Consider the following 18,886-nt stretch of genomic DNA (forward strand, 5'->3'; position numbering starts at 1 on the left):
AATTCTAACTGATGGCCGAACCGACGCCCGAGCAAGCCGCAGCCATTCGCGACGAACTGGATCGTTATGCCTGGTTGCTGGACGAGTGCATTCGCATTCCGGGCACGCGAATTCGCCTGGGGCTGGACAGCGTTATCGGACTGATTCCCGGTGCCGGCGATCTGCTCACGGGCGGCGCTGCGTTAGCCCTTGTACTTCGCGCCCACCACTTGGGCGCACCCGCTCCGCTCATCCGACACATGCTCAAGAATGTCGGCATTGACGTGGTCGTCGGCGCAATCCCCTTGCTGGGCGACGTCTTCGACGTGGCCTGGCGGGCCAATCGCCGGAATCTGGAACTGCTACGAGAGCACTTCAGCGTTCAATCAGGCAAACCCCAACAAGCCAGGGGCGCGGCCCGCCGAATGTGGCTAATGCTTGCCGCAGGCGTTATCGCCGTAACCGTCATGTATCTGCTGATACGCAAATAAATGTCCGGATTTTCAAACCGATCTCGTACCTCTTAAAGCACTCTGCCGTGACGCTGATCGGTCGGCGTCGTACAAATAACTTGTTTTATTGAATACTGAACCTTCCACTCGGCATACTCGCCGACGGGGATTGACTACTTTTTGCTGATCTAGCCGTTTGCAAACGCGTGTCCCGCGAACAGCGGCCAGGGGGATTTCTACGATGTTGAACGTATTTCGCGCCGCGCTTGGCACGGCCCTGCTGAGTGCAACCCTGCCTGCAATGGCCATTACCGTGGTGGTCAATACCTCCGGGCTTGGCCAGCAGGCCGATTGCGAAAGCGGTGACCCTGCAGGCGCGTGCTCCTTGCGAGGCGCGATACAGGCGACCAACGCTGCCGGGGCGATCCCAGCGGAGAATCCGCCCTTCCACATAATCGAATTCGACGTCGATGGCGAAATTTCGCTGGCGTCCGATTTGGACCCGGTGACCGCGCCGGTTCAGATCAACCAGCCCGACGGAACGAATGTGGCAATCGCCTGCAGTTCCACGCTGTTTACGCCTGTCGAAGGTTTGGTCGTACCGACCAGTGCTTCTTCCGGCAGCTACGCGCTTTACAACCTCAGCATGGACGGATGTGCATCAACTGCCGGCGGCGGCAGCATCCGCTTCCTGCAGGCCGATTCCGACCTGACGATGGATGCGGTGTCGATCACCAATTCCGAGGCACTAAACGCCAGCAGCGGGGGCGCCATCCTGTTGGGCGCAGGCACCGTGAGCGCGCTGTCGAACCTGACGATCAGCGACGCCATCGCAGGTGGAGACGGCGGCGCGATCGCGAATCGGGGCTCGCTGACGCTAACCGATTCGACCATTAGCGGAAGCGCCGCCAGCGGCTCCGGCGGCGGCGTGGCGAGTGTCATCACGCAGGCTGACGGTTCCCTGAACATCGAGCGGGTGCTGTTTGATAGCAACAGCGCTGACGTCAATGGCGGCGGGCTCTACGTCACCGCAACAATCACCGGCGTGGCACAGGCATTGGCAGACAGCCGCCTGACAAACAACAGCACCACCAACGGAAATGGCGCAGGCGTGGCCGTCACCGAAGGCGTGCTTCAAATCGTCGGCACCACATTTGATGCCAATGCCGCAGCGTCAACAGGCGGCGCGGTCTTCCTAGATCAAAGCGATGCCGAAGTTGATATCGAAAACGCAACGTTCTCCGGCAACACCGCAACCACCGGTGGAGCCATCGGTGCCAGCGCGGATGTGGCGACCGGTTCGTCGGTCACCTTCAGCACGTTCATGGGCAACTCGGCCGATATTGGGGGCGCGATCTTCGGAACAGAGACCGGGATCTCCATGGCATTCCCAGGTAATGTCGAGGATCCGTTCTACAAGAATGTCTTCGCGGCCAATGTGACCCCTGACGCCGCAGTCAACGATACCTGCGCCTTCGCGCTAAACCACTCGTCGTCGCAGGGCTCCGGCTCCAACATCGCCGATGACACCTCCTGCGGCTTCACTCAGGCCAGCGATTTGCAGGGCGAGGCGACCGCGTTCGTCAGTCCCGTGCTGAGCAACAACAACCCTGAAAATGCATTCGGCGGCCTTGAGCTTCCGACGCATCGTCTCATTGCAGGTGGCGCTGCGATCGATCTTGGATCAGCCGCGTTCAACAACGGCGCTGACCAGCGTGGCGGCCTCACAGCCGACGGCGATGAAAACGGGACGGCCGTCCGCGATCCCGGAGCCTACGAGTTTGCGGGTTACTCGGCTGTGGAACTCACCATGGCCACGCTGAGCATCGCGGAAAATGCGTCGGCCCCGCTCGTGGCCACCGTCCGCCGCTATGGCAACCTGGCCAATGGCGCCCAGATTTTGCTGGCAACCGCGCCCGGCACGGCGACCGCCGGTGCCGACTACACAACACCGAGCGAAACCGAAGGGTCTTTAGCCTTTGCGACCGGCGAAGCCTCATCCGCCAGTGATCTCGAGATTGAGATTCTGGATGACGAACTGGTGGAGGATGCGTCCGAAACCTTCACGGTGGCAATCGACCGTAGCGACGCCATCACATCACCAGAAGTCGATCTCGGCGTGCTCGCTTCGAGTACCGCGAATATCTTGGACTTTGAAGAGGGCATCTTCAGTCTTTCGGTGCCCGCGACGGCAACCGAAGGTAGCTTGGTGGCGACGATCAATCGAACCGGCGGCACGGATGGCGAGGTGACCGTTCAATTGTCCACATCCGCCACGGGAACAACGCCCGCGACTGCCATGGATGACTTTCCGCTGCTCACCAACGAGCCCATCGTGTTTGGCGATGGCGACACATCGATGACCTACGAACTGGACATCGATGACGACGACTATGAGCCGGAGGACGAAACCTTCACGATCACCATCGCCATTGCGGGCGACGCGGGCAGCAAGCCCACCGTCGACCCGGACAACAACTCCACAGAGGTCACCATCACCAGCGACGACAGCGCCAAGGTGGGCAGCTTCCAGTTCCAGATATCCGATGCCAGCCGCATGGTGGCAGAGGACGCGGGCAGCATTACGCTGAGCGTCACGCGCATGGACGGAACCGATTGCGGTGCCGACGTCGTCTACGAATCGGTTGATGACACAGCAACATCCGGCTCGGACTACACGGTACCGGCCGCCAGCGCTGACCGCACCCTGAGCTTCTCGGATGGCTCCGATGCGCCACTCTCCTTTGATGTCACCATCCTGAATGACGACCTGGGAGAGAGTGACGAGCAGTTCAGCATCAGCCTGGTGAGCGTGACCCCAACCGATTGCGAAGCCGGTGCAGAAGGCAGCCTCGGTGCGCCCAACCCGTCCGTGATCACGATCACTTCCGATGAACTCGCGCAGTTCCAGTTCTCCCAGGCGAGCCGGACTGTGGCGGAAAATGCGGGCGAAGTCGTTGTGTCCGTCGAACCGGTGGATACCGTGTCCGGCAGTGCGGTTCGCATCAATTACGCGACCCAGGACGGCTCAGGCGCCAACGCCGCCACCGCTGGAAGCGACTACACCGACACCACCGGAACACTCACGTGGAACGACGGCGAAAGCGACGCGCGCAGTTTCTCGATTCCGATCCTCAGTGATACCGGGCCGGCGGAAGCCAACGAAATGTTCGTCGTCATGATCGCAGTTGAAGCTGGCGACAAGGGTGAGATTGTCGGTACCAATCCGATTCCGGTGACCATCGTCGAGCAGCAAGGAGTCCGGCTCGCTGGCGAAGCGTTCGTGAGCGCGGCTGAAAACGGCAATGCCGTGGAAGTGACGGTGGAGCGCCTAGGCAATCTGGATGGCGCGGCTAGCGTGAACGTTGTCGCCACGGCTGATGGCACGGCCACGGTTGATGATGATTTCACGGCGGCGACTCAGACCGTTAGCTGGAGCAACGGTGAAGGCGGCGCCAAGATCGCCATGTTCCCGATTACGGATGACAACCTGGTAGAGGCAGACGAGACGTTCTCGGTCTCTCTCGCCAATCCGAACGGTGTCGAGCTGGCCGCTCCGACCAACGCTACCGCGACCATTACCGATGACGATTCCACCGTGACCATGACCATGGCCACGGCATCGATCGGTGAAGCCGGGGGCTCGGTGGAAATCACCGCGGAACGTGCCGGCGCGGTCTTCCTGCCAATCTCGGTCGACATCGCGACCCTGGCCGGCTCAGCGAGCTCGCCCGAGGACTTCATGGCATTGCCAGCAGGAACGACGCTGACCTGGGATGCCGGATCCGCAGGCCCAAGGTCGGTGAACGTCAGCATTGTCGACAACGGCACGCCGGATAGCGAGCGCGTGTTTACGGCATCCATCGCGCCCAGTGCCGGCGAAGGCAATGTCGCCATTGGCGACCCGGCGCAAACCGTCGTTAGCATTGCTGACGATGATGCCGAAATCCGTTTCGCCGAAACCGAGGTGATGGTCAGCGAAGATGACGGATCAGCCACACTGACGGTCGAACGGTTCACGACCGGCACCGGCGCTGTGTCGGTGAACTATTCCGTCACGGGCGGCACCGCGACCTCCGGTTCCGACTATGTGGTGGCCAACGGCACGCTGAATTGGCCGGATGGTGACTCAACCGATCGCAGCATCACGATCAGCATCACCGACGATATCGTCGCCGAAGCCCAAGAAACGATTGTGGTCACGCTCAGTGACCCGACCACCACAGGCGACCCGGCTCCGCTCGGCAGTGATTCATCCGCCACGGTCCGTATCAATGACAACGAACAAGCCGGGTTGATACTGACAGAGACGGGAGGAAGCACGGCCGTCACGGAAGGCGGTGCTGCCGACACCATCAGCGTGGCGCTGACCAGCCGACCATCTGCAAATGTCACCGTCAGCTTCGACGCACCTGCGCGGCTTTCGGTCAGAACCGCCAACCCGACGGATGACAGCCAACTGGTATTCACGCCTGCGAACTGGAACACAAACCAGACCGTCGAAGTCTTGGCGAGCATCAACGGCACGGAGGAGGGAACAGTGACCCAGACATTGACCGCCCGAAGCTCGAGCAGCGACGCCAGCTTCGACAACCTCTCAGATTCGATTTCGGTCGCAATCTCAGACCCCACAGAACGTAGTGGCGGCGGCGGATCCGGCGCCCTGGGTGGCGGTCTGCTGATTGTCCTCGGCGGTCTGGCGGCGCTACGTCGCCGACGGCTGACCCACTAACCAAACCGATTGGCCATCAAAGCCCCTTCAGTTCGCTGAAGGGGCTTTTTTGTGGGCGCGACCAATCGCTTGGATAGCCCCTCTACGAGGCGCCTCGCTGCGGCGCTACCATGAGGTAAACACCACCGAGAGTCTTCCGTGCCTCTAGCCCTGGACCGCGATTACCTAGCTGACGAAACCGCTACCGTGGAGAGGTTGATCGCGGCCACCGCCCTGTCAGACGAGGCCTCCGTGGCCATTTGCGAACAGGCGGCGGCGCTGGTCGAGGGCGTGCGCCGGCGCAAAGATGAGCAATCGGCGCTGGACGCGTTCATGCATGAATACGACCTGTCATCCGACGAAGGCGTATTGCTGATGTGCCTGGCCGAGGCGCTGCTGCGCATCCCGGATGAAGACACCGCTGAAAAACTGATCGCCGACAAGCTGGGCGACGCCAACTGGCAATCGCATCTCGGCCGCAGCGAATCCCTATTCGTCAACGCATCGACCTGGGGGCTGATGCTCACCGGGCGCATTATTCGAGTGCCCATACGCGATGCCAAAGCCTGGCGCGGCATGCTGGACAAGTTAATCGCCGGCAGCTCAGAACCGGTGATTCGCACCGCATTGCGCCAGGCCATGCGCATGATGGGCAGCCAGTTCGTCATGGGGCGTACGATCGACGAGGCGCTCAAACGCGCCGGCAAGGCCAGCGGTCCGCGGGTGCGGCACTCGTTCGACATGCTGGGCGAGGCGGCGCTCACGGCGTCCGATGCGCAGCGGTACTTCGACGCCTACACCAATGCGATCAAGGCCATTGGCACCCGGCTAGGAAAAGCCGGCGACGTCATCAGCGGCCCCGGCATCTCGGTCAAGCTATCGGCCCTGCATCCGCGCTACGAGTACTCACAACGTGAGCGCGTGCTTGCCGAAGTCCCCGACCGGCTGCTCGCGCTTTGCGAGGCTGCACGCAACGCCAACATCGGGCTCACCGTCGACGCCGAGGAGGCCGACCGGCTGGAAATGGCGCTTGCCGTGTTCGAGCAGGTCTATCGCCACCCCACCAACCGGGGTTGGGACGGACTTGGATTGGCGTGTCAGGCGTATCAGAAACGTGCGCTGCCCCAGATTGAATGGTTGGTGGATCTGGGCCGCGAGCTGGGCCGGCGGATTCCGGTCCGGCTGGTCAAGGGTGCGTACTGGGACACCGAAATCAAACGATCACAGGAACAGGGCCTGGCCGGTTACCCGGTGTTCACGCGCAAGTGCACCACCGACGTGTCCTATCTCGCCTGCGCCCGTGGCCTGCTCGCGGCGCGTGACGTGATCTACCCGCAATTCGCCACCCACAACGCTCATACGGTCGCCGCCATCCGCGCCTTTGCGGACGATGGTCAGCGCGACCGGCCGCGAGACAGCTACGAATTTCAGCGCCTGCACGGCATGGGGGAATCACTGTACGAGGAGGTGCAATCGCGCTACGCCAACGTCGGCTGCCGGGTCTACGCACCGGTGGGCTCGCATGAAGACCTGTTGCCCTATCTGGTGCGCCGCCTACTGGAGAACGGCGCCAACACCTCGTTCGTGAACCGGATTCTCGACGAATCCATCCCGGTGAGCGAGGTAGTTAACGATCCCGTGGGCGAACTGCGCAGCGTCGCCAGCAAACCGCATCCCGGTATTCCGCTGCCCACCGGCATCTACGCCGATCGAAAGAATTCGTCGGGCCTCAATCTAGCGGTGGTCAGCGAGCGTAGGGTCGTGGCCGACGCCATCGCCACGCTCGACCGGTCGCCACCGCTGGCGCAACCCTCTACGTCTGCTGACCAGCCAACGACACCGCGCGTCAACGTGACCTGCCCCGCCAATCTGCTGCGGCATGTCGGCGCCTGGCATGAAGCGACACCGGACGACGTCCACCGCGCCGCTCACCGTGCCCGAACGGCATTTCGAAACTGGGGGGGCTGCGATGTCGAGCAGCGGGCGAAGATTCTGGAAGCCGTGGCCGATGGCCTGGAGGCGCAGCGCGCGAACCTGATGGCCCTGCTGATCCGTGAGGCCGGCAAAACCTACGCGGATGCCCAGGCCGAGGTGCGCGAGGCTGCGGATTTCTGCCGCTACTACGCAGCGCGTGCCCGCGAGTTGATGGGCGAGGCGACGCGATTACCCGGCTACACCGGTGAAACCAACACGCTTCGGCATGCGCCGCGCGGCGTCATGGTGTGCATCAGCCCATGGAATTTTCCTCTGGCGATCTTCACCGGTCAGATCGCCGCGGCCTTGGTCACCGGCAATTGCGTGCTGGCGAAACCGGCCGAACAGACCACGCTGATCGCCAACGCCGCGATCGCGGTATTTCGCAATTGCGGACTGCCCGCCGACGTATTGCACTTGCTGCCAGGTACCGGAGAAGTCATCGGCCCCAGCCTGCTCGGCGTGCCTGACCTGGCCGGCGCGCTGTTCACCGGCTCGCTCGATACCGCACGCCAGATCGCCCGGCAACTCGCCGAGCGCAACGGTGCCATCGTGCCGCTGATTGCCGAAACCGGCGGGCTGAACACGATGATCGTCGATTCGTCCGCGCTGCCCGAACAGGTGGTCAAGGATGCCGTCCAATCAGCCTTCGGCAGCGCGGGCCAGCGTTGCTCGGCCCTGCGGGTGCTCTGCGTGCAGGACGACATCGCCGAACGCATCCTGCCGATGCTGGCCGGCGCCATGCAGGAACTTCGCGTGGGTGATCCCGTTGATTTCACCACCGACATCGGGCCGGTGATCGACACCGAGGCGCTGGGACGCCTCCGCACCCACCGCGAACGGATGGACCGCGAGGCCCGGCGCCTCGCAGCAGTCCCGAGTGCCAATGCCTCCGGGCACTTCTTCCCACCGGTCGCATACGAGGTCGATTCGCTGGATCAAGTCGGGGGTGAGGTCTTCGGGCCGGTGCTGCATGTGCTGCGCTACGACGACGAGGAGCTCGACCAGCTGGTCGACGACATCAACGCACTGGGCTACGGCCTCACCCTCGGCGTGCATAGCCGTATCGAAAGTACATGGAAGCGCGTTAGCGAGCGGGCGCGGGTCGGCAATTGCTACATCAATCGCAACATGATCGGCGCCGTGGTGGGCGTGCAGCCTTTCGGCGGCGAGGGCCTGTCCGGAACCGGTCCAAAGGCCGGCGGGCCGGACTATCTGCGCCGCCTGACCACCGAGCGAACAGTCACCATCAACACGGCCGCGGTCGGTGGCAACGCACATCTGCTAACCCTGGAATAGTCCGCCTGCTCGCCGGCCGGGAACTTGTCGCCGTTCTGGCGCTCCCATCTGATGGGATGGGGGCATGCCGCTATCAGGGAAGAAAGGACCGAATCATGCCCAGGGCCAATCGCAGAGTGCGTTCACGCACTCTGCCTGTGAAGATGCTGCTGGCCAGCACCGTCGTGATGCTGTGGGGGACGACTATGTCTCATGCCGCTGATGTCACCGACTATCCGTCGCTGGTCGAGCACGCCAGAGCGCTGGCAACAAAACCTTATGAACCCCGGCAAGTCGAGTTGCCGCCGGCATTGCAGGGCCTGGATTACGACGCCTATCGCGACATCCGCTTTCGGCCGGCCAAAGCGCTTTGGCGCGGGGCCGATCTGCCGATCGAAGCGCAGTTCTTTCACCTCGGGCTTTATTACGACACGCCGGTGGAGATCAATCTGCTCACGGCCGATGGGGTGCGCCGCGTCGACTATTCCACGGATTTGTTCGATTACGGCAGCAATCCGACACCCACCGATATCGACAAGTCGATGGGCTTTTCCGGCTTCCGGCTGCACTACCCGCTGAACCGCGATGATTACAAGGACGAGCTCATCATCTTCCATGGTGCCAGCTACTTCCGCGCGTTGGGCGCCGGCCAGTGGCTAGGGCTGTCGGCTCGCGGGCTGGCGATCGATACCGGTGAGCGATCGGGCGAGGAGTTTCCCGCCTTCACCCGCTTCTGGATCGAATGGCCACGGCGCGATGCCCACCAGTTCCGGATTTACGCGCTACTGGAGAGCGAAAACGTCACCGGCGCCTACAGCTTTCTCGTCACGCCTGGCGACAGCACGCAGACGCGTGTCGAGGCAACTCTGTTTCGCCGCGGTGAGTTCGCCAAGCTGGGCATCGCCCCGCTGACCAGCATGTTCCACTACGGCGAAGAAGTGCCGCGGCCATCCAATGACTTTCGCCCGGAGGTCCACGACTCGGACGGCCTGCTCATCCACGCGGGCGACGAATGGCTCTGGCGCGGCCTGGTCAACCCGGCGCAACTGTCGATCAATGCGTTTCAGGCCAAGCAGCTACATGGTTTCGGCCTGATGCAGCGCGACCGCGACTTCACCACCTACCAGGATCTGGAAGCGCATTATCACCTGCGGCCCAGCGCCTGGATCGAACCCATCGGAGACTGGGGCGAGGGCTCGGTGGAGTTGGTGCAAATCCCGACCAAGAACGAAGTGAACGACAACATCGTCGCCTACTGGCGTCCGAAGGACGGGCTATCGGCCGACAAGCCATTGCATGTGAAATACATCATCCATTGGCAGCATGACGAGCTCGCCGGACCGGAATACGGTCGTGTGATCAGCACGCGGATTGCGCGATCGAACAACCCCGAAGGCAACCACCGTTATGTGATCGATTTCTCCGGCACTGAGCTGAATGCGCTGCCCGAGGATGCACAGGTCAGTGCAGACGTCAGCTTTCCACCGCACTTCGTCGTGGCCGAGCAGATCGCGTTTCGCAACCGCGAAACCGGCGGTTGGCGGCTGGTGATCCGCGGCAAGCTGAAACCGGATGCGGAAAAACCGGCCGAACTGCGAGCCAGGCTCGTCGGCGCGGAGCAAAAAGCCATGAGTGAGGTCTGGACCTACACGGAGCCGGCCAGCTAATGCCTGACAATGCGGCCGACGCAGCTCAAACCCATCGCAACGCCCTGCGCGCGCTGAGCAGCAACGGGCGCCCACCCCGCTTTTCCGTGCTCGCCGAACACGCTGCTGGCACGGTCATGCGGTGGTTCGGCACCGATCCGCAGGACGCCGTGCGCCAATGGCCACGGCTCAAGTTTGTGTCAATGCCTGCGCTCCGCCGCACGCCGATGGCCCCACGCATGCCGGATACGCCGCCGCGTTCCGGCCGGCCAGTCTCCGAACGCCTGATCATGACCTGGCGCCGTCTGCTATTGCTGTCGCTCGCGGCCGCGCAAACCATCTTCGCCAGCATCTACTTCATCGGCCTGTTGCCGCATCAGGGCGAACGCGGACTGGAGTTGGTCATCGGCCTGCTGTTCGGCGCCTTGTTCTTCTGGGTGTCGATCGGATTCTGGACCGCGATTGCCGGAACGATTCTGTGCCTGACCGGCATTGATCGATTCCGGATCAGCCGGCGCATTCCGGATACGCTGCCCGACAGCGATTCCCGCATCGCCATGGTGATGCCGATCTACAACGAACCGGTGAGCCGTGTGTATGCGGGCTTGCGGGCGACGATTCGCTCGATCCAGTCCAGCGAACTGGCCGATCGCGTGCACTATTTCATTCTTAGCGATAGCACCGATCCGGATACCCAAGTGCAGGAAGAAGTCGCCTGGGCCGAACTCATCCGCGACCTGGGCATGGCCGGCCGCGTGCATTATCGGCGGCGGCGCCACCGCATCAACCGGAAGACGGGCAACATCGCCGATTTCTGTCGCCGCTGGGGTGATCGCTACGACTATATGATGGTGCTCGATGCCGACAGCGTGCTCCAAGGCCATTGCCTGGAACAACTGGTCGGCATTCTCGACACCTCGCCGCAGGTGGGCATCGTCCAGACGGCGCCGATTCCGTCCAATCGCGGCACGCTGTTCGCGCGGGTGCAGCAGTTCGCATCCCGCGTGTATTCACCGGTTTTTTCCGCCGGCCTGCACTACTGGCAGCTCAGTGAAGCGCAGTACTGGGGCCACAACGCGCTGATCCGGCTGGCTCCGTTTATCAAGTACTGTGGGCTGCCCCGCATGGGCGGTGGGCCGCTGGGCGGCGCCATTCTAAGCCACGATTTCGTCGAGGCTGCCTACATGCGTCGCGCCGGCTGGGAAGTCTGGATCGCCTACGATCTACCCGGCAGTTTCGAAGAGCCACCGCCGAATCTGATCGAGGAACTCGAGCGCGACCGGCGCTGGTGCGAGGGCAATCTCCAGCATTTGCGCCTGTTCAATACGCCGGGCCTACACCCCGCTCACCGGGCGGGTTTTTTGGTCGGTGCGATGGCGTATTTATCCGCTCCGCTCTGGTTCCTGTTTCTGGTCGCAACGACCATCCAGCTATCCATCGAAACGCTGATCGAGCCGGAGTACTTTCCCGACCAGCGCGTACTGTTTCCGGACTGGCCGATCTGGCAACCCGAACTGGCGCTCAGCCTGTTCGCATCCACCATGGCCATCCTCATCGCGCCTAAATTCTTCGCCGCGCTGTTGCTTATATTGCGGGGTCAGGCGCGCGGGTTCGGCGGCGTCATCGCGTTGCTCATGTCGGTGATCACCGAAGTGCTCATCTCCAGCCTCTACGCCCCACTGCGGATGGTGGCCCACACCGGGTTTGTGGTCTCCGCATTATTCGGGCTGAAAACCAATTGGGGCGGTCAATCACGTGGCGACGGTGATCTGCCCTGGGGCGGCGCGTTCCGGCTGTTCGCGCTGCCCACCGCGGTCGCGGCCGGCGCCGGCGGCTACCTGTGGTGGCTGAGTCCGCAGTATCTCTGGTGGGCCATCCCGGTGCTCGGCCCCATCGTGCTGAGTATTCCGGTCGCGGCGAGCTCCGGCAGCCGTCCCTTCGGTCGGCTTGCGCGCTGGCTGCGCCTGTACATGACTCCGGAGGAAACCACGCCGCCCGACGTGCTGGCCTGGACCAACGAGGATGTCGAGCGCGCCGAAACGGTGGGGCTTGCCGGGCAGGTCCGGGCGGTCGATACCATCGCCGACCCCATCGTCTGGGCGATTCACTGGACCATGTCACCCGACACGCGATCCCGGCACTCGCCCATTCGTGAGCGTTTGAACGATGCCGCCCGGCGTGCACTGGACGGCGGGCCGGAGGCCCTCAACACCGATGACTGGCGAGCGTTGCTGCGAGATATGCCGGGCTTGCAGGCGCTGAGCTGGGCGGTGTGGACCAGGCCTGAACAACATGTGCAGGCCGCATGGGACACGCGGATCGAGCATCGGGCTGGGCGTGCGAGTGTCCTGGTCCGGCATCCGGATCGGCACGTGTCGCCGGAGCCACTTCAGTCCATGGCAAGTTGAAGCGCGGCCACAGCCGGCGGGTGGCCGCTGTAGATCGATTCGGTTAGGAACAAGGCGCGTGGGAGCAACTCCATGATTTCGGCGACCTGGTCGCGCCGTAGATAGGCGCACACCAGTTCTTCGAGGGCAGCGATGACCGCGAGAAAGATCTCTCGCGGCAGTTCCGGCAAGTCCGGAATCGCCTTTCGCCGGCGCTCGTATAGGGCGCGGTGCATCTCGGCGAACTGCTCGTGCCCCCAATCCCGCATCTCCCATGCGCTGCCGCCCGCGGCGTGAATCTCTAGCAGGTAACACTTGGCGAGCGAGGGATTGCTCAGATTGAATGCAAGATAAATCCGCAGTTCTGCGCGCATCCGGTCGCTCCAGCTGCCCGAACGCTGTCGATAGCGGGTGAGCAGGCCCACCAATTCCTCGTGCGCGGCCTTGTAACCGGCCAGAAAGGCGGCCTCCTTGTCCGGAAAGAGCTGATAAAACGTGGTTTTCGACAGCTTGGCCAGGCCGCAGATGTCGGCGATCGTGGTCGCGGTATAACCCTTGCGCGCCACGGAGTGCACGACGCCAAAAAAGATCCGTGCCCGCTGAGAAGATTCCACTTCAGCAGCCGACAGGTTGTGAACGCCGCGCGGCAGCGTCCATCGGGTCTTGCCGCCATCGATGTCCGGACTTTCGATTTGGGAGATGGCGGAGTCGAGATCGAAGCGCCTTCGATCACCCTCTCGCACGTGTGCGTCAGCCATAGAATTACCTGGCAAGGCGCGAATCGCCTTGCGAAGGCTCATTATGTACCGCTCAGACCATCAAGCAAACACGCCGCTTGACTCGGCCGGCAGTCAAATGACCGCGAGATGATTGTCGAAGGCGTAATCCGCTCGCTGTACCGCGGTGGCCTCACCGGCAATGACACCGAATCCGGTGGTGGCAATCCAGCCGTCATCCGTCGCGCCGGCCCCGCAGACATCGGAGATTTCGCGCAACTCACGCAGTTGCACATCCTGCCTGCCCCAAACCCCGAGTACCCCGCCCTTGGGACTGGTGGCCACAACCTCGTCATGGCCCGCCGCGATGGCCACGCTACCCACATAGCCCTTGAAGCGGCTCCACAGCGCTTCGCCGGCCGGTACCGCCGCCAACGGGGCTTCCGGCGTCGCATAGCCCAACAAGGGCGCGCTGGATGCCGGCCCATCGTCGTGCTGAAAGCCGGCGAACACGCCATCGCGATCGGCTGCCAGATGACGAATGCTGAGCTGGGGGTCGTCCAGTTGATCCCGCCGCATCACCGCGCCGGTCCCGGCATTCAGCCAGGCCAGGTTAGGAGGCCGGGTCGGGTCCAGCACCTTGGGCTGAGCCTTGTCCTGAAACTCGATGTATCCGCCATGCGCGACCACAAGATGATCGCCACACCACACGCACTGGTGGGGGTCCAAGCCGCCGGACGCAAACCGGCGAACCGCGCTGCCGGTGTCCAGATCGTAGACCGTCACCTCGCCGCTGGTGATGGCACCGAATACGGTTTCGGTCACGTACAAATGCCGGCCATCATCCGAGAACACGCCGTGTCCATTCATCTGCCGATTCGGCCCAGCATCAACGGAACGGATGAGTTCACCCGAACGGGCGCTCAGCAACCAGACCGTCTGCCCAGGCCGCCGCGGAAAGGCGGCGATGACCTGGCCATTCGGGGAAGGCGTCACCGAATGGCCGCGATGCGGAAGCGGGAACTCCCAGACGAGCGCTCCGGTGGTGTCCAGCGCGACCACCGCATAGTTGCCATCCGAACGACGGACAGCGCTGACCAACCGCGGTGTCTGCGCCGAGGCGCGCAGTGTGACCAGCCCGCCAGTGGTGACGAAACCCGCCGCCGCCAGGCCTTGCAGAACACGCCGCCGCGACAGCCGCGAGAAGGGTTCGCCCTGCGGGCCCGCCACGGTTCAGTCCCCGTCGGAGGAATTGAATCCGACGCCGGTCCGCACGGCACCGGCATGTGCCGCCACTTCGGCCATCTCATGACGAACCTGTTCGCGATCTACTTCCGGCTGGTTCAGCAAGGCCAGTGCGGTGGCTGGATGCACGACCAGATCCTTCATGTGATAACAGTCGGCGCCGGGCGCCGGATCCGGCAGCGCGGCGTCCTGGTGGTAGTCACGTTCGATGGTTTCCGGGTCCAGGTCCTGCCAGGTGTCGGTGATCTTCAGCGCGGCGTTGAGGTGTTCCTTGCAACCCGGGTAGACCTCGACGTATGCGGGCACGATGGTTTCCGACAAATCCATCAACGCCTGCGCCTGGGCGCTAAGCGTTGCGTCGTCGGCGCCTGAATCGAAGCTCTGCACAAAGGCACTCGCCTTCGTAGCATAGGTTTGCAGGTCGGTCGTCGCCTGCTCGGACAGGCTGATGCTACCTAGCGACACCGACTCGTTTGGGGTTTCTTCACTCTGACCGCACGCCGCCAACACCACGACTGCCGCCACTGCACAGACTCGATACACCGCTTCCTCCGGATTCCTGGCGCCCGCGTAAAGCACGCAGACCATGACCAAAGCGGCTATCGTCCATGCATTCAATTGAGAATGCAACGCAATTACAGATTCGCGGCCCGAGCTCCGACTGGTCTCCGACCCCCTGAGCCAGCGTCGCTGGCTCTATGCGGCGTCGACCTCGGAATCGACCTCGGAATCGGCTCCGGACAACACAGGCGGCTTCAGCGGCACGGTCTCCAGCACCCAGCTGAAGTCGGGATTCTCACGGCGGGCGGGCGGGCGGGCGACGGAATCGTGAAGGTCTTGAACCCTTCGTACGGCCGCATCGCCGCGCTATCGATCTGCCAGCCTTTTTCTTCTACATGCCACCGCCGGAAGCTCACGAACCGGTCCGCGTTGACCGAGATCTGGAGTTCCCGGCTACGCAACAGTGACCGCCGAGCACCTTCGGGGCATTGATCGAGGAGCGAACAGCTAGGTCCTGCCGCAGCAACAGAGGCAAGAAAAAGCCCCCGCCGATCAAATCGGCGGGGGCTGAATGATGCTTCTTCTAAACGCGCTCTGGCATCAATGCAGGCGTCGGCGCCGACGTAAGCCAGCAAGGCCTGCCAAGCTCAGCAACAGCGCTCCACCCATTGCACCGCTGCCACCACCTGACGTCGCGTCGGGCTCAGCGGCTGGATCTGCGGGTACTGCGCTGACCTCGGATTTCGCTGTAGACGTTTCGGTTTGCTGCGGATCGCTGTCGTTGGTGAACGTCACCATCACGGTCGGTTCGAACGTGCCTGCCGCCGTATAGACGAACTCGACCAAACCGCTGGTTTCGGTCAGATCCACCGCCCCGTCTCCATCAAAGTCCCAGGCATAGCTGGTGATGGCGTAACCCGGCGCCGTGGTGCTGGTCGTGGCGTCAAAGCCGACTTCGTGAGGCACCTGTCCGGAGGCCTGATAACCCGCCTGCAGCTTCAAGCGGGCTGCGTTGACCGGGTCATCGGACACATCGATGACCAGCACGGCCTCGTTGGTCGTTTCGGCGTAGTCCGTATTGCCATCCTGGTCCGTGACCACGACGTAGACCGAATGTGTCCCGGCGGCGTCGTAGCGAATCGTCGCAGTCGGGGAGCTGGGGTCGGTCTGCTCAATGGTTCCGTCGCTGCCAAATTCGAACCTTGGGCCGCTCAGTTCCGCGGTCGGCTCCTCCTCATAATAGGAATCAGACGCATCGCAGTGAAAGACGAACGAGTCGTTCTCATCGGCCACACATTCCAGCTCAGCGACCAACGTGCGGTCAACCGGCTCGCTGGGCTCCTCACCCTCTTCTTCAACCGTGATTGAGACAGTTGCAGGCGTGGATGAATCAATGCCGTCAGTCACCGAGAAGGTGAAGGAATCGGCTCCAGAGAAGCCGTCTTCGGGTGTGTAAATCACAGCACCACTGGCTGAATCAAAACCCGATAGCACACCGGAGCTCGGGTCCGATTCGAGCGAGTAGCTCAACTGGTCGCCGGCGTCGGCGTCGGTACCGCTCAGCGTGATATTTGCAGCCGTCTCGTATGGCGTGGTCACGCTGATCGCCTGAGCGACAGGAGGCGTGTTCACATCACCAGGCGCACAGGCTTGTGCGGCGAGGCTGGTGTAGCTACCCGCAGGCGCCAGATCGCCCGGCATGTTGTCAGGCGTCAAGACACCGAAGGCCACGCGGGTCAGGAAGCTGTGGATGCGATCCTGCTCAGGACCTGCCAACGCAGGTACATCATCCGGCGATAGCACGAAGCGGATCAGGCCCTCGGGTGTGAACTCGCTACTTTCGTGCAGCGGCACATCCTGCGACTCGCCACCCGCCGGCGTGTAGGTCAATCCAAGAACTGGAGCCACCGGGATGGTCGCATCCAGGAATGCCTCGAATTCACCCGCGTCGTCTCCGATCTTGAATTCCAACGGGTAGATGGTTCCCGGCGCAGGCGTCGTCAGGTCCGCGATCTTCAAGTGGAGCTCAAGCAGGTATTCACCGGATGCACTGTAAGGCTGAACCACGGCGAGGTACTCGGCATCCAGACTCGGCGGAGATGCCGGGTTGCCTTCGATCAGAATATCGCCGGACGAATCCGTCAAGATCCGCAAGCCAGGCGCCTCGCAGGCATCGAGCAGGTCGACCACTTCTTTCGGGACATCAGGCGGCGCCTCGCCCCGCAGGTGGGCGATCGCGTTCGGCACATTGACCATCCCGCTACCGACGATCCAGGACCCGTACATGTCGCCATTCCCGTCAAACATCGGGTCGGCGGTCACTTTCAGCGCTTCGAGCACCTCTTCGAAGTTCGCCTCCGGTACCGCCTCGAGCATCAACGTGACGATACCGGCGATGTGCGGCGTGGCCATCGAAGTGCCGCTCTTGGACGTATAGAACGGGTTGGCCGCTGGCACCGCCGCACTGGTTGTCGACTTGGCGGCAACGATGCTCGACCCAGGCGCCGTAATGTCAGGGTCACGCGCGCGGTCGTTCGGGTTGCCGGTATTGGAGAAGTCGCTCCAGCGACCGCTCTTCGTTCCACTGGCTACGCCGATGGCGCAAGGGTTGATCGCGTACGGACTGATGGAGTCCGGCCCGTTGTCATTGCCCGCGGCAAAAGCGGTAATGATGTTTGCATCGTATGCCGCTTTGATCGCCAGGTTGATCGGGGCGTTCGGGTTGAAATCGACCGGGTCGATCGGGCCGTAGGAATTGTTGGTCACGCGAAGGTTATGTTCGGTGATAAACCCTTCGTCCAGCATATAGTCGTAGGCAAGCGTGGCATCCAGGACCAGTACGACCAGCCCCATGCCGAAACCAATGAGGTTCGCTTCGGGCGCCATGCCAACGTACAGGCCATCACTCACTGCGCCCGTTCCAGCGACCGTACCTGCCACATGGGTTCCATGGCCTGACGTCAGGTCGCTGTTCTCAGTCGGAATGAACATCAACGATCGATCGATCGCCGATAAGTTCACCGCGAGCGCCGCAGGGTTCAGCTGGCCATTGAAGGTGACGTTGTCGAAATCACCCTGAAGTTGGTCGATACCGCTGTCGACAATCGCCACACCAACACCGGCACCGGTGACGCCGAAGTGCTCGCGAGCGAACGGTGCGCCTACTTGGTCCGACGACTCGGCCAGGTAGTACTCCAGCTCGTGGTTACTCCAGATCGAGCGCAGGCCGAATGACTGTCCGACATCGATGATGCCTTCGACCAGTTGTTCGGTAACCAGCGAAACCGGCAGGGCCAACAGCGGCAGGTTGTTCAGCGCGAAAGCGCCATCGGACAGGTACGCCTGAAGCGGAAGGTTGGCCGTCAGCGCGGGCAGCGCGAGTCGATGATTGTCTGTGCCGGAGAAGCTGAGAATAAGCGTGTCGGTCTGACCGAATTTGAGATTGGGGTCGACGACGACATCAGCGCCAGCACCGGACGCGGCAGACGACGTATCCCCTGCAGTTCCAACAAATGTGGCTTCACACTCGGTAAGTGATTGGCCAAAAGCGAACTGCGGAGCAACAGCCGCGACTGCTGCTACCAACATTGGTACAAGTTTCATTACACCCTCCCCAGGGAGTTGATTTGACTCGGCCGGCAGCCCTAGCGGACTGCACCAAGCGGCGAAGTTACATGCGACGAGGCCTGCGCACGGCAAGTATCGTGCCGTTATTCACGCAATGGCACTTTGGGCCTCTTGTCCCACAAATTACTACCTCAGTAGCAACTCCCTTGCAAGCGGACCCCAGCGACATTCGGCTCCTGCGTACACGCGCCCGTGCCGCAGCCACACCAGGAGCCACGGCAGCCCACCCCGCCGCTTCACCTAGCCGCCCCGTTGAACCAATGATTTTCTGACGGATGAACGGATGATTACGCTGCATCGGCCATTGAGATCCCGCCTGATGCACCTCGGTCTTTCGCTGCCTCGACCACCCCCCGGAGCGAAGAGATCG

The 18,886-nt window shown here is 62.6% G+C and carries 9 protein-coding genes; 5 read left to right on the forward strand and 4 right to left on the reverse strand.

Annotation, left to right across the window (positions count from 1 at the left end):
- Positions 1-11: 11 nt before the first annotated feature.
- From ACE1EY_RS05200 to mdoH, 5 genes are all read left to right on the forward strand, one after another.
- On the forward strand, positions 12-470 hold the full coding sequence (locus ACE1EY_RS05200) for a DUF4112 domain-containing protein (protein ID WP_291513826.1): 459 nt from the start codon (positions 12-14) through the stop codon (positions 468-470).
- A gap of 202 nt (positions 471-672) precedes the next feature.
- On the forward strand, positions 673-5,163 hold the full coding sequence (locus ACE1EY_RS05205) for a Calx-beta domain-containing protein (RefSeq protein ID WP_370299615.1): 4,491 nt from the start codon (positions 673-675) through the stop codon (positions 5,161-5,163).
- Positions 5,164-5,301: 138 nt separating this feature from the next.
- Positions 5,302-8,415, forward strand: coding sequence for a bifunctional proline dehydrogenase/L-glutamate gamma-semialdehyde dehydrogenase PutA (gene putA / locus ACE1EY_RS05210; protein WP_370299616.1), 3,114 nt, complete (start codon positions 5,302-5,304; stop codon positions 8,413-8,415).
- A 185-nt stretch (positions 8,416-8,600) separates the two neighbouring features.
- Positions 8,601-10,061 carry a glucan biosynthesis protein gene (locus ACE1EY_RS05215; protein ID WP_370299617.1) on the forward strand — a complete coding sequence of 487 codons (1,461 nt, stop codon included), beginning with the start codon at positions 8,601-8,603 and terminating at the stop codon, positions 10,059-10,061.
- A complete protein-coding gene (gene mdoH, locus ACE1EY_RS05220; protein WP_291513822.1) occupies positions 10,061-12,448 on the forward strand; it encodes a glucans biosynthesis glucosyltransferase MdoH in 2,388 nt (795 codons plus the stop codon). Before ACE1EY_RS05215 ends, mdoH begins: the two co-directional genes overlap by 1 nt.
- Here mdoH and ACE1EY_RS05225 read toward each other — a convergent pair.
- The 4 genes from ACE1EY_RS05225 to ACE1EY_RS05240 form a co-directional block, all read right to left on the reverse strand.
- On the reverse strand, positions 12,430-13,185 hold the full coding sequence (locus ACE1EY_RS05225; RefSeq protein ID WP_370299618.1) for a TetR/AcrR family transcriptional regulator: 756 nt from the start codon (positions 13,183-13,185) through the stop codon (positions 12,430-12,432). The two genes, mdoH and ACE1EY_RS05225, sit on opposite strands and share 19 nt — an antisense overlap.
- 93 nt (positions 13,186-13,278) lie before the next feature.
- Positions 13,279-14,373, reverse strand: a complete 1,095-nt coding sequence (locus ACE1EY_RS05230; RefSeq protein WP_370299619.1) for a DUF1513 domain-containing protein — start codon at positions 14,371-14,373, stop codon at positions 13,279-13,281.
- A gap of 3 nt (positions 14,374-14,376) precedes the next feature.
- A complete protein-coding gene (locus tag ACE1EY_RS05235) occupies positions 14,377-14,976 on the reverse strand; it encodes a hypothetical protein (protein WP_373928048.1) in 600 nt (199 codons plus the stop codon).
- 513 nt (positions 14,977-15,489) lie between these two features.
- The gene (locus ACE1EY_RS05240; RefSeq protein ID WP_370299621.1) at positions 15,490-18,492 is read right to left on the reverse strand and encodes a S8 family serine peptidase; all 3,003 of its coding nucleotides are present in this window, start codon (positions 18,490-18,492) and stop codon (positions 15,490-15,492) included.
- Between the last annotated feature and the right edge of the window lie 394 nt (positions 18,493-18,886).

It is taken from the genome of Abyssibacter sp. (assembly GCF_964229365.1).
Classification (GTDB): Bacteria; Pseudomonadota; Gammaproteobacteria; order Nevskiales; family OUC007; genus Abyssibacter.

Bases quoted from the DNA above. Each gene is read 5' to 3' on its own strand.
- ACE1EY_RS05200 (WP_291513826.1), top strand. From the start codon at position 12: ATGGCCGAACCGACGCCCGAGCAAGCCGCAGCCATTCGCGACGAACTG.
- ACE1EY_RS05205 (WP_370299615.1), top strand. From the start codon at position 673: ATGTTGAACGTATTTCGCGCCGCGCTTGGCACGGCCCTGCTGAGTGCA.
- ACE1EY_RS05215 (WP_370299617.1), top strand. From the start codon at position 8,601: ATGTCTCATGCCGCTGATGTCACCGACTATCCGTCGCTGGTCGAGCAC.
- mdoH (WP_291513822.1), top strand. From the start codon at position 10,061: ATGCCTGACAATGCGGCCGACGCAGCTCAAACCCATCGCAACGCCCTG.
- ACE1EY_RS05225 (WP_370299618.1), bottom strand. From the start codon at position 13,185: ATGGCTGACGCACACGTGCGAGAGGGTGATCGAAGGCGCTTCGATCTC.
- ACE1EY_RS05235 (WP_373928048.1), bottom strand. From the start codon at position 14,976: ATGGTCTGCGTGCTTTACGCGGGCGCCAGGAATCCGGAGGAAGCGGTG.
- ACE1EY_RS05240 (WP_370299621.1), bottom strand. From the start codon at position 18,492: ATGAAACTTGTACCAATGTTGGTAGCAGCAGTCGCGGCTGTTGCTCCG.